At 32.1% G+C, this 15,539-nt stretch carries 13 protein-coding genes; 4 read left to right on the top strand and 9 right to left on the bottom strand.

Going from position 1 to position 15,539, the window contains the following annotated elements; translation table 11 throughout:
• Positions 1-20: 20 nt before the first annotated feature.
• Positions 21-1,619: a SusD/RagB family nutrient-binding outer membrane lipoprotein gene (locus tag B3792_RS04710; RefSeq protein WP_286494709.1), complete on the bottom strand. Its 1,599-nt coding sequence runs from the start codon at positions 1,617-1,619 to the stop codon at positions 21-23.
• Positions 1,620-1,634: 15 nt separating this feature from the next.
• Positions 1,635-4,817, bottom strand: a complete 3,183-nt coding sequence (locus tag B3792_RS04705; RefSeq protein ID WP_286494710.1) for a SusC/RagA family TonB-linked outer membrane protein — start codon at positions 4,815-4,817, stop codon at positions 1,635-1,637.
• A 102-nt stretch (positions 4,818-4,919) separates the two neighbouring features.
• Here B3792_RS04705 and B3792_RS04700 point away from each other — a divergent pair, with 102 nt between their 5' ends.
• Positions 4,920-5,516: a ribonuclease HII gene (locus tag B3792_RS04700; protein ID WP_286494711.1), complete on the top strand. Its 597-nt coding sequence runs from the start codon at positions 4,920-4,922 to the stop codon at positions 5,514-5,516.
• Between the two features lie 63 nt (positions 5,517-5,579).
• Here B3792_RS04700 and coaD read toward each other — a convergent pair whose 3' ends face one another.
• Positions 5,580-6,041: a pantetheine-phosphate adenylyltransferase gene (gene coaD, locus B3792_RS04695; protein ID WP_115001540.1), complete on the bottom strand. Its 462-nt coding sequence runs from the start codon at positions 6,039-6,041 to the stop codon at positions 5,580-5,582.
• Positions 6,029-7,018, bottom strand: coding sequence for a D-alanine--D-alanine ligase (locus B3792_RS04690; RefSeq protein ID WP_115001541.1), 990 nt, complete (start codon positions 7,016-7,018; stop codon positions 6,029-6,031). Before B3792_RS04690 ends, coaD begins: the two co-directional genes overlap by 13 nt.
• Positions 7,019-7,109: 91 nt before the next feature.
• Between B3792_RS04690 and B3792_RS04685 the strand changes: the two genes are divergently transcribed.
• From B3792_RS04685 to B3792_RS04675, 3 genes are all read left to right on the top strand, one after another.
• Positions 7,110-8,078 carry a PASTA domain-containing protein gene (locus B3792_RS04685; protein ID WP_286494713.1) on the top strand — a complete coding sequence of 323 codons (969 nt, stop codon included), beginning with the start codon at positions 7,110-7,112 and terminating at the stop codon, positions 8,076-8,078.
• Between the two features lie 11 nt (positions 8,079-8,089).
• The gene (locus tag B3792_RS04680) at positions 8,090-9,181 is read left to right on the top strand and encodes an RluA family pseudouridine synthase (RefSeq protein ID WP_115001543.1); all 1,092 of its coding nucleotides are present in this window, start codon (positions 8,090-8,092) and stop codon (positions 9,179-9,181) included.
• A 76-nt stretch (positions 9,182-9,257) separates the two neighbouring features.
• Positions 9,258-10,493: a DEAD/DEAH box helicase gene (locus B3792_RS04675; RefSeq protein WP_286494714.1), complete on the top strand. Its 1,236-nt coding sequence runs from the start codon at positions 9,258-9,260 to the stop codon at positions 10,491-10,493.
• 63 nt (positions 10,494-10,556) lie between these two features.
• Here B3792_RS04675 and B3792_RS04670 read toward each other — a convergent pair whose 3' ends face one another.
• From B3792_RS04670 to B3792_RS04650, 5 genes are all read right to left on the bottom strand, one after another.
• Positions 10,557-11,717 carry a dicarboxylate/amino acid:cation symporter gene (locus tag B3792_RS04670; protein WP_286494715.1) on the bottom strand — a complete coding sequence of 387 codons (1,161 nt, stop codon included), beginning with the start codon at positions 11,715-11,717 and terminating at the stop codon, positions 10,557-10,559.
• 172 nt (positions 11,718-11,889) lie between these two features.
• Positions 11,890-13,149 (bottom strand): CinA family nicotinamide mononucleotide deamidase-related protein, encoded by a 1,260-nt coding sequence (locus B3792_RS04665; protein ID WP_286494716.1) that lies wholly within the window; start codon positions 13,147-13,149, stop codon positions 11,890-11,892.
• A gap of 55 nt (positions 13,150-13,204) precedes the next feature.
• Complete coding sequence (locus B3792_RS04660; RefSeq protein WP_038331875.1) at positions 13,205-13,963, bottom strand: GLPGLI family protein; 759 nt, start codon at positions 13,961-13,963, stop codon at positions 13,205-13,207.
• 1 nt (position 13,964) lies between these two features.
• Positions 13,965-14,723 carry a GLPGLI family protein gene (locus B3792_RS04655; RefSeq protein WP_286494717.1) on the bottom strand — a complete coding sequence of 253 codons (759 nt, stop codon included), beginning with the start codon at positions 14,721-14,723 and terminating at the stop codon, positions 13,965-13,967.
• A gap of 2 nt (positions 14,724-14,725) precedes the next feature.
• Positions 14,726-15,514 carry a GLPGLI family protein gene (locus B3792_RS04650; RefSeq protein WP_125348637.1) on the bottom strand — a complete coding sequence of 263 codons (789 nt, stop codon included), beginning with the start codon at positions 15,512-15,514 and terminating at the stop codon, positions 14,726-14,728.
• Between the last annotated feature and the right edge of the window lie 25 nt (positions 15,515-15,539).

Here is a 15,539-nt window from a genome sequence, read left to right as displayed (position 1 = left end):
TTAAGAAAAATGTGATACTATTATTTAGCAAAAAATAATTTAGAATCAATTTCATCACCATTGCTTAATTTAGATGAAGCATCTTTATAATTCGCTCCATTTAACGATGGTTGTGTAATTGGATAACGTACACGTGCTGGCAAGTCTTTAGCAACAACATTACCTGACATTAATGGAGTAAATGTATAAGTAGCTCCATTATTATCTTTTGCTGTTTGACCTGGTAATAATAAAATTCCTCCATTTGGATAACCTGTTCTACGGTATTCATTCCAAGCTTCAGCTCCTTGCATGTATAATGCAATATATTTCTGCGTAATAACGTTTTCTTGATTTGCAGCTGGTAATGCATTTACATAAGCTGTAGCTTTAGTTGCATCAACACCCCATTTATCCATAGAGGCTTGTACACCTGCTTTATAATGAGTTGCATCCCATCCATTAATTTCTGATAAGATAAACTCTACTTCAGCATATTCCATTAATACTTCAGCAAAAGTAGGCGTCATTACATACTTAGAAGTAAATGAAAGTTTAGCTGTTTCATTATTTAGTGATAACATTGTATCTGGAAGACCATAAGGCATACCTTGATATTTTGTTAGATCATCAGTATCAGAATATGATGCTGGATATACTTGAGACTTTTTAAGACCAATAGGTGCTGCATAAACTTGTAAACGAGGATCCACTCCAAAGTTTTTTGTTGATTGACCTTTTAACAAGTTAATAAACTGTTTATTCGTCGCAAAATCTGTACGCATACTTCCTGTAAAGAAAGTTGCCCAAAATGGAGATCCTTCTGCAGCAGAACTACCAAAGTTTTGAGCTGCATTATCATCATTCGATGTAAATACTCCTTTTGCAATTGCATCTGTGATATGAGCGTTTGCTGAAGGCAATTTAGCTTTTACACGGTTAGCAATTCTTAAACGCAAAGAGTTTGCAAATTTTTTCCATTTAGCAACATCTCCTCCATAGATATTATCCCCACTAGAAAAACCAGACGCATTCACATCCAATTGCTCTGATGCCTCTTTTAATTCTTTTAACAAATCTTCATAAATAACTTGTTGAGAAACATATTTAGGTGCAGCGTAATCATCAATTTGTAAAGCTTGGAAATCTGCATTTTTATTCCCGTGAGACCAATATGGTACATCACCAAAACTTGACACTAATTGATCAAATGTATATGCTAACATTATTCTTGAGATAGCAATTTGATTATCTAAATCACCATACTGTCCCATTTGAGCTGCAGTCTCTGGATTTGTACATTTATCAATAATATCTTTAAAGTTAGATGCTGATCTATATAAAGCATTCCAACCTCCTGAAGTTTGAGTATCACGATATTGATACTTATCTTCTTCAGTATAGTTAATTTGTGCTGTATACTGCATCCAAGGCATTGACATACGTGCAGACCACCAACCATCTCTTGCTGTTGACATTAAATATCTTGTAGCTCCATTAAAAATAGTATATGTAGGTACAATTTCAGGGCTATTCGGATTTTCATTAAGCTCTGCTAATCCATTATCACAAGAAGTGAACATTGCAGTAGAACCTAATAAAGTAGCCATTAATAAATATTTTCCGATATTCTTTTTCATAACTCTTTTTCTAAATTAAAATTGTAATTTAAGATTCATACCAAAAGATCTTGTTGAAGGTAAAGACCCTCCTTCTAATCCTTGTACATTTCCTGAACCTCCTGTAGCAACTTCTGGATCAAAATTCTTATTATCTAACCCCCATGTAGCTAGATTTCTTCCAAATGCAGATACAACTACATTAGAAAATGGTCCAGCCCATTTTTTAGGGAAAGTATATGATAAAGTAACCTCTCTTAATTTGATGTAATCAGAATCAAATACGTTTTGAGATGTTGGTCCTGAATAATAATTTCCAAAATATGAAGATGCATCAACAACTTTTGTATTTTCTGCTGTATTTGTTACTGTATAAGTTCCATCTCCATTTGATTTTACTGAACCAGTAACACCCTGAGAAATTACACCGTTTTCACGCACTCCATTTGCTGCTGTTTCTTCTAACATACCTGAGTACATACCCCACATATTTGTTAAAGCAAAGTATTTACCTCCTTTTTGCACATCTACTAACGCAGATAAAGAAACACCTTTGTAAGTAAATGTGTTACGGAATCCCATGTTATAGTCAGGTAAAACAGAACCTAAATTCTTAACGCCAGAAGATAAATACAATCCGTTAGCCCCAACTACTTTATTACCTTGATCATCATAAATAAAGTCAGTTCCACGGATTTGACCATATTTAGAACCTAACATTGCATAAACCCCAGCTTTAAATGGTGCTTGAGCTAATGTAATAGATTGTAAGTCTCCGTATAATTCTACAATTTTGTTATCATTTTTTGCAAAGTTCCATGCAAAATCCCAAGAAAATTCTTCAGTTTGGATTGGTGTAATCTTCACCATTGCTTCAATACCTTTATTTTCCATTACCCCAGCATTATACCATTTAGCAGTAAACCCAGTTTCAGCAGGAGTTGTATTTTGTACAATTAAGTCGTTTGTTTTTTGTTGATAATAAGTAACATCAAATCCGAAACGATTTTTAAAGAATTGCATTTCTAAACCAACCTCCCAAGAATCTACCATCTCAGGTTTCAAATTTTTATTTGCTTTAGCTAATGGTAATAAATAATAAGGATCTCCTAAATTTGTAGTTCCTGTAAACGTAGAATTAGCATATGTATCAATTAAATTGAAAGGATCTGTATCATTTGCTACACGAGACCAACCTCCACGAATTTTACCAAATGTTAACCAATCTTGTTTAATCAAGTTTGAGAAAACAAACGCTCCAGATACTGAAGGATAAAAATACGAGTTATTTGCTTCTGGTAAAGTAGATGACCAGTCATTACGAGCTGTTACATCTAAATAGAATACATCATAGAATCCAAAAGAAGCACCTGCAAATACAGAATTTACTCTTTTCTTAGATCTATAATTAGATACAGTTGGTGATGCCATTGAGTTAGACAACGAATATAAATTTGGAACAACTAATCCTCCTGAAGTAGCTGCATTTACATTAGATCTTGTCTCATGACGTCTATTAACCCCTGCGAAAGCATTCACACTAAAATCAGTCCATTTCTTTTCATAGTTTAAACGCCCTTCGTAGTTCATCTCTGTAAATTGACGAGTATATAAACTATATCCTGATGTCGCTTGAGATCCTACTGCAACTCTTTCTTGAATTTGTAAGTTATAATGATCTCCATAAACAGCTCCAGTTGCATACAACCCTGGTAAGATGTCATATCTTAATTTTACGTTTCCATAAAAACGATCACGTCTATCGTCAGAAGTATTCTCATTAATAATCCAATATGGGTTATCAGAATATAATGGTGTGGCATTATTCCAAGCAGTTCTGTTCCAAGATAATTGTTCTCCTTTACTGTTTTTATAATTTTTTAAAGCAGCAAAATCTAACGAACGTTGTCCCCATTGATAGAACTTCTGAATAACTGAATTATCTCCATATCCAAACTCAGGACGATTAAATCCATCTGTTCTCACATAATTCATATCTCCAGAAACCTGAAATTTATCTCCAAATTTGTTATCAATCCCTAAATTAAGAGTTGTTCTTTTTAATGATGAATTAGGAATAATACCTGATTGATTAATGTTAGATATTGCTAATTTTGCATTCGTATTTTCATAAGATTTTGAAAAACTAGCAGAATTAGTATAAGTAATACCTGTATTATAGAATGAATCTACGTCATGAGCTGGAGCTTTCCATTCCCTTGCAACCATATAGTTTGTTGGATCTTCAGGATTAAATGCATTCCAATGAAGAACCATTTGACCATTATATTTTGGCCCCCAAGATTCATCCATTTGATACTCTACAATATTATATTGTTTTCCATCTACTGTAATTTTACTAAACGTATCCTTAGATCCACCTCCATAAGATTTTTGAAGCTTAGGACTAATTGCTACTTGATCAAATGAAACCCCCGTGTTAATAGTTATTTCATCACGACCTTTTTTACCTTTTTTAGTCGTAATCATAATTACACCATTAGCACCACGAGACCCATATAAAGCAGATGCTGGACCACCTTTCAATACGTTGATTGATTCAACATCATCAGGGTTCATATCAAAAGCCCCATCTCCATAATCGCGACCTCCACTACCACTTGAAGCACCAGAACCATTAACGTTGTTGTTACTCATTGGTATACCATCGATAACTATCAATGGTCTATTTTCTCCAGTAATAGAACGTAACCCTCTAAGAACAATACGAGTAGACCCTCCTAAGTTACCAGAGTTGTTAGAGATTGACAAACCTGCAACATTTCCTGATAAGGAATTTAAAGGGTTGCTCCCTCTTGCAGCAGAAATCACATCTCCTTTAACTTCTTGCGAAGCATATCCTAATGATTTTTTTTCACGTGTAATACCTAATGCGGTTACTACAGCCCCTTCTAACTCTACTGTATCAGAAGCTTTAAGAGTTACTTTATATTCTGAACCAGCACCAACTGAAAAAGTTTGAGTTGGTAATCCCATTGCTTCTACTGTTACTAAATCTCCTTGTTTAGCTTCAATACTAAACACCCCATTTTCGTCAGTGTAAGCTTCTTTTCCTGATGTTGTTTTTACAACAGCATCAGCTACTGGAAGTCCATCAGAGTCTGTTACAGTTCCTGTAACAGTCTTTTCTTGCGCATATAATGAAGTTCCTAAAAGAATACCTCCTAATACAAACAAGTTTTTTAAATTTCTCCTCATCTGTTAAAACATTTTTAAAACTTTCATAAACTTAAGATTTCTATAACATTTACAAAACTTTTTTATGCTAAATTTTGATAACTTTGTTAAAAATATAAAAAATTGTACAAAGTTTTATCAAATCACGAATATGAAATAGGTTGCGATGAAGCAGGAAGAGGATGTTTAAGTGGTCCGGTTGTAGCAGCAGCCGTTATTTTGGGAAATGATTTTGAAAATGAAATTATTAATGATTCAAAACAATTATCTGAAAAGAAAAGAAATTCGTTGAGAACATTTATAGAAGAAAATGCTAAATATTGGGCAATTGGAATTGTTTGGCCAAATGAAATTGACGAAATAAATATCTTAAACGCTAGTTTTTTGGCTATGCATCGAGCAATAGATCAATTAGATTGTCCGAAAGATTTGATTGTTGTTGATGGAAATCGTTTTAATAAATATCATGATGTCTCACACGAGTGTATTATAAAAGGTGATTCAAAATATATGAATATTGCGGCAGCATCTATTTTAGCAAAAACGTATCGTGATGAATATATGGAAAAAATCCACGAAGAATTTCCAATGTACGATTGGAAAAAAAATAAAGGTTATCCAACAAAAGCTCATCGCTTAGCAATAAAAGAATATGGAGCTACTCCTTATCATAGAATGACATTTAAATTATTACCAGATCAATTAAGCTTAGATTTATAGAAAATAAAAATGAGAGCATTATATAATGCTCTCGTTTTATATATAATATTATATAACGTTATTCTAAATCCTCACAACATCTGGAACTAATATCTCATACTTCCCTCCGTTTCGCATAACATCGCGAACAATACTTGAACTGATGTAAGCTTTACCAGAAGATGTTAATAAAAAGATTGTTTCGATATTATGATTGGTAATTGCTCGGTTTGTGTGCGCAATCGCTTTCTCAAATTCGAAATCGGCTGGATTACGAAGTCCTCGTAAAATAAATTGTGCATTTACTTCATCACAAAAATCGACAGTCAGACCTTTGTAAGCCATTACTTCTACATTTTCGAATTTCGCAACCGAATCTTCAATAAACTTAATTCTTTGCTCCAAAGAGAACATATAATTCTTTGATGAATTTGTACCGATAGCAACAATAATCTTGTCAAATAAAGGAACTGCACGCTCTATAATATCTAAATGCCCTAAAGTAATTGGATCAAAAGATCCAGGAAAAACGGCTATTCTATCCATGCTGAAGGTCTATTTAAAGCAAATTCTATTTCACTATCCATCAAATCTTCCAAAGCAATTCCTGCATGAGCAGCTTGCTGAGGAAAAATACTTGCAGGAGAAAAACCTGGCAACGTATTCATTTCAATAAAATGCGGCTCTCCGTTTACAATAATATATTCTGAACGCGAAAAACCAGACATATTAATACATTTATATGCTTTAGCCGCAATTTCTCTTACTCTTGCTTCAACTTCTGGTGTTAAACGAGCTGGTGTAATTTCGTCAGACAAACCATTATATTTTGCATCATAATCAAAAAATTCTGTGTGCGAAACAATTTCTGTAATTCCCAACACCATTGTTTCTCCTTTGTAATTTAAAACTCCGACCGATATCTCAGTTCCATCTAAGAAAGATTCGATCAAAACTTCTTTATCTTCAAGAAAAGCTTTTTGCATTGCAGCTTCAAATTCATCTTCTTTATGAACTTTCGAAATTCCTAAACTAGATCCTGAACGATTTGGTTTCACGAAACAAGGTAAACCAACTTGATCGATAATTTCTTTTGCAGAATATTGATCTCCTTGATTAAGATAAATTGATTTCGCGTGTGGAATTCCATATTTACTCAATACTGCGATACAATCTTTTTTATTAAATGTTAAGGCAGATTGATAAAAAGGGCATCCATTGTATGGTAAACCAATCATTTCAAAATACGCTTGCAAATAACCATCTTCGCCTGGCGTACCATGAATTGTATTAAAAACGACATCAAACGTAATTTTTTCTCCATTTTTTTCAAATGAAAAATCACCTTTATTGATTGGATATTTTTCGCCTTCAATTTCGGCAAACCAACCTTCTTTTAAGATTCGAACCCTTGTTCTGTCGTACTTTTCTGGATTTAGACTTGAGTAAATTAACTCGCAACTTTTCAACGAAATCACGCTTTCATCCGTATATCCACCTGCTACAACTGCTACTCTTAACATGTTTAATTTAAAATTTATTCAAATATAGAACTTTGACATCAATCATAAATATTATTTTTAAACTATATTTGTGCGACAATTTATCATTTCAATGAAAGGAGTAAAATCAATCATTCAAGTTTTGCTGAATGTAGCTATTGTAATAGCGCTATCATTTGGGCTTTACCATTTTATTTTTAACATTTGGTTAGATTCGTATACAAATCACAATGAATTTGTTGAAGTTCCGGATTTATCTAAAATGAATATTACTGATGCTACAGCTAAGTTAGAAGAACTTGGTTTGACATACGAAGTAGATAGTTCTCGTTTTGATCCAAATACGAAACCTTTTGCTATTATGGATTTTTATCCTGCAGCAGAATCGCGTGTAAAAGAAGGTCGTCGTATCTTTATTAAGTCAAATCCGAAAACATATCGTCCAGTTGAATTACCAGATTTAGTTGGAAAATCAAAACGTTTAGCCTTTACACAATTAGAAATTTCTGGTCTTAAAATTGGAAAAATAATTTACGAACCAGATTTAGCAAAAGATGCAGTTCTTAAAATATTATACAACGGAAAAATTGTAAAAGCAGGAGAACAATTACCTCGTTTTGCGACAGTTGATTTGGTATTAGGACGCGGAATGTTATCTGGTGTTAGAATGCCTAATTTGGTTAATTTAACATTGACAGAAGCTAAAAAATCAATCAAAGATAATTTCTTCGAGATTGGTCAAATCAAATTTATTGGAGCTTCTCATGATACAATCAACGCAAGAGTTGTTTATCAATTCCCATTTGCTACGGATACTTACGATCAAGGTCAACCAATTGATATTTGGTTATCAACAGAACCTCGCGATAAAATTAGAACGCAGTTAAAAGAATTGGATGTTCAGTACAAAAACTTTGGCGAAGATACAATTAGCGGTTCTCAATATAGAGATATTATAACACAAAAAGCTGAACAGCAGATCAAAGATATGCAACAACAGCAACAACAAAATAATCAGCCTACAGAGCAACAAAAGCCTACAGAAGCGCCTAAAGCTCCAGAAGAGATTATTATAGAATAGAAAGAGAATAAATGACAGAAGATTTAGAAGATTTCTTACAAGAGGAAAACGACAATAAATTATACGAGCATTTTTCAATAACGGTTGACAAAGGTCAATCGTTATTGCGTATAGATAAGTTCTTAATGATTAGAATTGAGAACGCAACAAGAAATAAAATTCAACAAGCAGCCGATAACGGAAACATTTTAGTGAACAATGAATCTGTAAAATCGAATTACAAAGTAAAGCCTGGAGATTTTATTCAGATTATGTTAGAAACTCCTCCACGCGAGAATGAAGTTATAGCAGAAGATATTCCAATCAAAATTATTTACGAAGATGATCAAGTTGTCGTAATTGATAAAGAACCTGGAATGGTTGTACACCCTGGACATGGAAATTATACAGGAACTTTGGTAAATGCCTTAAAGTTTCATTTTGATAATTTACCATCAATGTCAGATCAGATGGAACGTCCTGGTTTGGTACACCGTATCGATAAAGACACAAGCGGACTTTTGGTTATTGCGAAGACAGAAGTTGCGATGACAAGTTTAGCAGAACAATTTGCAGCTCACACAACAGACCGTTTATACAATGCTTTGGTTTGGGGAGTTTTGGCAGAACAAGAAGGAACAATTACAGGACATATTGGTCGACACTTAAAAGATCGTATGCAAATGGCAGTTTTTCCTGATGGAGATCAAGGTAAACATGCTGTGACACATTATAAAGTAATGGAGAATTTTTCTTATGTTACATTGGTCGAATGTAAATTAGAAACTGGTCGTACACATCAAATTCGTGCGCATTTCAAACATTTGGGTCATCCATTATTCAATGATGCTCGTTATGGTGGAGATCGCATTTTGAAAGGAACAACATTCAACAAATACAAACAGTTTGTTGACAATTGTTTCGCTGCTTGTCCTCGCCAAGCTTTACACGCACGCACATTAGGATTTGATCATCCTACAACAGGAGAACGTATGTATTTCGAATCCCCGATGCCTGCTGATATGATAGATATTTTAGAACGTTGGAGAAATTATTCGGCAAACTCTGTTCATGCAACAGAACCTGAGGAAAAAATTGATCGCAACGCAAAAGAAATGGAATAGATTTATTTTTAATTATAAAGCACTTCTACGGAAGTGCTTATCTATTTCTATATAAAAACTTACACGATTTTAATCAATGAATTTTTCAGAATTAAATATAATTGAACCAATTTTAAAAGCAATTGATGAGGCTGGATATACAGAACCAACCGAAATTCAAGAGCAATCTATTCCTTTAGTTTTAGAAGGAAATGATATTATTGGTTGTGCACAAACAGGAACAGGAAAAACAGCATCTTTCGCAATTCCTATTCTACAAAACTTAACAAATTCTCCGAGTAAAGGAAGAAAAATTAGAACATTAATTTTAACGCCAACACGTGAATTAGCCATTCAAATCAACGAAAGTTTTAAATTATATGGTAAAAATTTACCATTAAAACATTTAGCGATTTTTGGAGGTGTTAATCAAAATCCACAAATTGGAGCCATCAAAAATGGTGTTGATATTTTAATTGCAACGCCTGGTCGTTTGTTGGATTTGATTGGACAAGGACATTTAAAAATTAATCAAATAGAGATTTTTGTTTTAGATGAAGCCGATCGTATGTTGGATATGGGATTTGTTCATGAAATCAAAAAGATTTTAGAAATCATTCCAAAAGAAAGACAATCACTTTTCTTCTCGGCAACGATGCCAAAAAACATTCGAAAATTTTCTCATTCAGTTCTTCGTCGTCCAAAAGAAGTCAGCGTGGCACCTGTTTCTTCGACTGCCGAAACAGTTGAGCAATTTGTTTATCATGTAGACAAAGACATGAAAGTAAAACTTTTGGTTAGCATTTTAAACGAGCATCCAGAAGATCGTACCTTGATTTTTACACGTACAAAACACGGCGCAAATCGTTTGGTAAGACACTTGGAAAAAGCAGGAATCCCTGCTGCGGCAATTCATGGTGATAAATCTCAAAATGCAAGACAACGTGCTTTAAATGATTTCAAAGAAGAAAAATTAAAAGTATTAATTGCCACTGATATTGCTGCTCGTGGAATCGATATTGATCAATTACCTTATGTGATCAATTACGAATTACCGAATGTTCCTGAAACATATGTACACCGAATCGGACGTACTGGTCGTGCGGGACGCGAAGGAAAAGCAATTTCTTTATGTGCTGCTGACGAAAGAGGTGATTTGGCAAATATTGAGAAATTGATTGGTAATTATGTGACGGTGATTAAAACACCAAAAGAGTTTTATAAATTACCTGACGCAAATAGTAACAATAATAATTTCAAGAAAAATAATACAGGTTTTAAACCCAAAAAAGATACGAAACCAAAGAATCCTCATCGAGGAAGAAGAAAATAAAGCAAAAAAAAATCACTTCGAAATGAAGTGATTTTTTTTATATTTTTCATAGTTGAGTTAAAATTATTTCTCATCAGCATATTTATCTACAATCATGCTCAATGCGCCATCAGTTGTAATATTACACGCCGTTCCAAAACTATCCTGCAATGCGAAAATAGTCAAGATTAGAGCTACTCCAGCTTCATCAAATCCTAAAACATTTGAAATTAATCCTAACGAAGCGACAACTGTTCCACCTGGAACTCCTGGTGCACCAACTGCAAAAACGCCTAAAAGCAAAACAAAAGTTACCATTGTTCCTAAATCAGGAATATGACCATACAATACTTGCGAAACCGTCATCACAAAGAAAACTTCTGTCAAAACCGAACCACATAAATGTGTATTCGAGAAAAATGGAATCGTAAAATTAGCAATCGTTGGTTTAATTACTTTACTATCGTCAACTGCTTTCACAGCAATACCCAAAGATGCAGCAGATGACATTGTTCCAACAGCCGTTAAATAGACAGGAGGATAATGTTTTAGTAGTTTGAATGGATTTGTTTTATGATAAAATCCTGCGATTGTATACATTAATGTCATCCAAATAAAATGACCAATAATAACGATTAAAATTACTTTCAAGAAAACTGGTAATTGTTTTTCAATAGAACCTTCATAACTCAAAATTGCAAAATTTGCAGCAATGAAAAAAGGTAAAATCGGAATCAAAACTTTATTTACCAAAAGAATTACAATATCTTTGAATTGATCAAAAATCTTTTCTAATTCCTTCGCTTTTGTAATCAAAATTCCCATTCCTAGCATCAACGAAATAACCAACGCTGTCATCACCGAAAAAATTGGCGGAATATCTAATTGAAATAAAATTTTTGGAACTTCTCGCAACGAATCCACTGAAGTTGGAATAGATAAATTTGGAATGATTTGATAACCTGCAATCATCGAAAATAACCCCGCTCCTATTGAAGATAAATATGCAATTAATAATGAAAAACCTACTATTTTAGCAGAGCCTTCGCTTAATTTCGTAATTGAAGAAACGATAAAACCAATCACAATTAACGGAACCAAAAAGAAAATTAATTGCCCTGTAAAATATTTTAAGGATAAAACAACTTGAATTGTATTTTCGTTCAGATAATTTCCTAAAACCAAACCGGCAATCACACCCAAAAGCAATCGAAATAATGTATTGCTCGCAATCTTTTTTAACATTTGACACAAAATTTGCGACAAATATAAACTCTATTAATTTAATAGACTAAATATATTTTTGGAAATATTTAAATTTTTTCACTAAATTATATGACATTAAAAAATACACTATCACTCTGATTTCTATTTATAATCTTTTCATATCACTCTGGTTTGCCCAAGAGTCATTATTTTAACACTCCTCTCTCACAAACTGAATTGCTAAATTCAGCGCATTATTGGAAACAATTTTAATGAATTCTTCTCGATCTAAATAGGGATAAAAATATTTTTTATTCAATGTTGAATGACCATTTGTAACAGAAATCCAAACCGTTCCAACTTCTTTTCCATCTTCGCCTTTGTTTGGACCAGCGACACCAGTTGTAGAAATACTAATATCCGTTTTTAATTGATTTCGAACACCTTTAGCCATTTGTTCAGCAACTTTTTCCGAAACAACTGTAAATTCATCAATATCAGATTGATTTACATTGAGCAAATTTACTTTTACCGAAGTGTCGTATGAAACAATAGTTCCGAAATAATAAGCAGAACTTCCCGAAACAGATGTGATCAAACTTGCTATATTTCCTCCAGTACAACTTTCGGCAGTCGAAATTGTCAATCCTTTTTCTTTTAAAACATCACCCAAAACTTGTTGCGCATTTCCTGAATTTTCAGAAACTAGAAATTCTCCTGCAATTAATTTGAATTGATTAATCTGATGTTGAATTTCATTTTGTAAAAATTCTTTATCTGTTCCAAACGCTGAAAATCGTAAATCAATAGAAGTTCGATTCGGTAAATACGCCAAATGAATAAATTCGGGCAAATTATTTTCCCAATCTTCTAACAAAATTGCTAAATCACTTTCAGGAATTCCACTCACCAAAATATCACGATGAACAATAATTTCTGATTGAAATTGGTCTTGTAATTTTGGAATAATTTCGTCACGCATCAAACCTTTCATTTCAAAAGGAACGCCTGGTAAATTGATGATAATTTTATCATTAATTGTAGTCCAAAGACATGGTGCTGTTCCATATTTGTTCTGAATAAATATAGACTTTTCTGGAATTAACGCTTGATCTTGATTCAAACTATTTAACTCTTTTGAGTAACCTCTGGCAACAAATAATTGAACAATACTTTCTAAAATTTTAGGTTCTTGAACCAATTCACAATTTAAAAATTGACACAAAGCTGCTTTGGTTTTATCATCTTTTGTCGGTCCTAAACCTCCTGTTACAATTACAATATCTGATTTTGATATGCTACGTTGAAATCCTTCAATTATATGTTGCAATTCATCTTTTACAGAAATAATTTCTTCCACTTCAATCCCAATCGTATTCAATTGTTTGGCGATAAATGCAGAATTAGTATCTACAATTTGACCAATTAATATCTCGTCACCAATTGTGAGTAATGTCGCTTTAATTTTCATACATAAAAAAACTTGCTTAAAGTTAAGCAAGTTTGATTTCATTATTTATATGATTTTATTTTCTATCTACACCTTGATTATGTAATTCGCGCTGTTTTTGATTATCCTCTTCAATCATTCTCATAAATTCTGAATAGGATACCTTTTGTAACTTATTATTTATTGTAAAAATTGGTGCTTTTTTTAATTCTTTTTTCTTTGTCGCATTCCACGAAATCATCACTTCTACATCATCTTTCGTGTATTTATAATTCAATTCTAAAATCAAACCTTTTGTACCATAATATTTATCTGGCGAATACGAATAAGGAATTGAAGGCGCATACCAAGCAATAACATCAACATCTTTGTATTTCCCGATTGCTTCTTTGGTTTCGATTCCAAGAATAGTTTTACTTTTTCCAGTATCAGTAAAATTTACATAATTAAGCGAATCATAAATGATCATTTTCTTTACAAACAAATCTGTTTCATTGTAAAAAACTTTCTCTTTGTAATCAAAAATTGGTTTTTCTCCTATATCTGGACTAATTCCCATTGAACCTCCTTGTGCTTGTTGAGAATTATCTATTTTTTGAATATTCACTGATTGACTTTGAGTTTTATTATAGGAAAATTGATAATTAATCGAAGGAATATTTTTAGACATTTCTAAAACTTCGTCTCTTTGTTTTTGATCTGGATAATATTGTTTCAAATTTTCTAAAGCTTTATCCGTAAAATGAATTTGAGGTTGAACTTCGTATTCAATTTCATAAAATTGAGCATTTGCGATACTAGAAATCAGAATAATTAGTGCGATTATTTTTTTCATTTTAGTCCTTTTTTTCTATTCCTTGATTGTTAGCGTCATTTCTTTTTTTATCAAGGTCATCCCAAATTCTCTCTAATTCATCGCTCGAAACTCTATTTCCTTTTGTCGGAACAATAAATTTGAATTTAGGTTTTTCTTTGATGTAATTTGCTTTATAAACTCCAAAATATTTCCCCATTCCATCTTCATAAGAAATTTCAAGATCAAGGACTAAACCGCCTGGACTTTTGAAATTAATAAGCATCAAATCTGTTTTAATTTCTGGAACAAACCAAGCTACAAATATTCTGTCATTAAAATTTGCTGTTGCTTTTTGTACTTTATATCCGAGAATATTTTTTGTTTCATTTGATAATTTCCAATCAAGATTATTTATATTATCGTAAACAATATATTTTTTTCCATAAACATCTTGTTGCATCAACGTTTCTTGTTTTGCATGATTGAAATAAGTTGTTCCAAAATACATATATGGTGCACTTTTCTTGATAAAAACAATCTGTCCTTGCCCATTCTGAACTTTTGGTAATTCAATTACGTTTGCTTCATCTTTATTCAAAATAAATTTAAAATCTAAAGCAGGAGGATTTTCATTCTGATAGATATTTTGTTTTCTTACTTCAGGATCAGAAATCTCTTTATAAAAATCTAAACCTTTTTCATTGTATTTTACTTTAATCTGAGTCTCATATTCTACTTCATAAAACTGAGCTTGCGCAAAACTAGAAATGATGATAATTAGTGTTAATAGCTTTCTCATATTTATTTTTTATCAATTCCTTGAGTGTTATTATACATTTCGTTACGTTTCTTGTTGGCTTCGTCATAAATTTTTGCTATTTCTTGTTGAGATACAATAGGTAATTTTGAAGCTTTATCAGCTTTAAGAGGATTTTTGAATTTATATTTTTTTACATTTGGTTGAATAGCTTCTACACGAATAATATTATCCATTCGTCCAACTTTTTCACTTTCAACAAATAAATTCATCTCTAAAACAAATCCTTCAATTGGTTTTACATTTATCGGCATAAAATCAAAATCAATTTCTTTGGTATACCATGCTTCTACTTTATATTTTTTAAAATCAGAAGTTGCTTTATAAACTTTATAACCCAATATTTCTTTTGTTTCGTTTGAATATTCCCAAACTAACTCTTCTATTGGATTTTTGACAATATATTTTTTACCGTAAACATCTTCTTCTTTATAATTTTCATTCAATCTAAAATCTGAATATGTCACTCCTAAAGGCAGTCCTACAACTGATTTTTTAATTTCTCCCTGATAATTTTGATCGTTATTAATTTTTTCTTGTTCAACAGAATTTTGCTCATTTTTAGAAGAATAAATTAAAAAATCTATTGGTTTTGGATTTTCATTCTGTTCAATATTCCATTTTCTTTGTTCTTCATTTTTAATATCTGAAAAAACTTTTTCAATATATTCTGAAGTATACTTTGTATGATGTTTAAATCTTACTTTCACTTCATAAACTTGCGCTTGCGCAAAACTTGAAAAAATGATAATTAGTGTTAAGAAGTTTTTCATAATTGTAATTTATATTTTAAAAATA

It is taken from the genome of Empedobacter sp. UBA5924, assembly GCF_002431085.1.
Taxonomy (GTDB): Bacteria; Bacteroidota; Bacteroidia; order Flavobacteriales; family Weeksellaceae; genus Empedobacter; species Empedobacter falsenii_B.
The sequence above is the reverse complement of the archived record's forward strand: the minus strand, read 5'-3'. Positions and strand labels throughout refer to the sequence as shown.

Bases quoted from the DNA above. Each gene is read 5' to 3' on its own strand.
- B3792_RS04650 (WP_125348637.1), bottom strand. From the start codon at position 15,514: ATGAAAAACTTCTTAACACTAATTATCATTTTTTCAAGTTTTGCGCAA.
- B3792_RS04685 (WP_286494713.1), top strand. From the start codon at position 7,110: ATGAAAGGAGTAAAATCAATCATTCAAGTTTTGCTGAATGTAGCTATT.
- B3792_RS04670 (WP_286494715.1), bottom strand. From the start codon at position 11,717: ATGTTAAAAAAGATTGCGAGCAATACATTATTTCGATTGCTTTTGGGT.
- B3792_RS04690 (WP_115001541.1), bottom strand. From the start codon at position 7,018: ATGTTAAGAGTAGCAGTTGTAGCAGGTGGATATACGGATGAAAGCGTG.
- B3792_RS04665 (WP_286494716.1), bottom strand. From the start codon at position 13,149: ATGAAAATTAAAGCGACATTACTCACAATTGGTGACGAGATATTAATT.
- coaD (WP_115001540.1), bottom strand. From the start codon at position 6,041: ATGGATAGAATAGCCGTTTTTCCTGGATCTTTTGATCCAATTACTTTA.
- B3792_RS04710 (WP_286494709.1), bottom strand. From the start codon at position 1,619: ATGAAAAAGAATATCGGAAAATATTTATTAATGGCTACTTTATTAGGT.
- B3792_RS04660 (WP_038331875.1), bottom strand. From the start codon at position 13,963: ATGAAAAAAATAATCGCACTAATTATTCTGATTTCTAGTATCGCAAAT.
- B3792_RS04705 (WP_286494710.1), bottom strand. From the start codon at position 4,817: ATGAGGAGAAATTTAAAAAACTTGTTTGTATTAGGAGGTATTCTTTTA.
- B3792_RS04680 (WP_115001543.1), top strand. From the start codon at position 8,090: ATGACAGAAGATTTAGAAGATTTCTTACAAGAGGAAAACGACAATAAA.
- B3792_RS04655 (WP_286494717.1), bottom strand. From the start codon at position 14,723: ATGAGAAAGCTATTAACACTAATTATCATCATTTCTAGTTTTGCGCAA.
- B3792_RS04675 (WP_286494714.1), top strand. From the start codon at position 9,258: ATGAATTTTTCAGAATTAAATATAATTGAACCAATTTTAAAAGCAATT.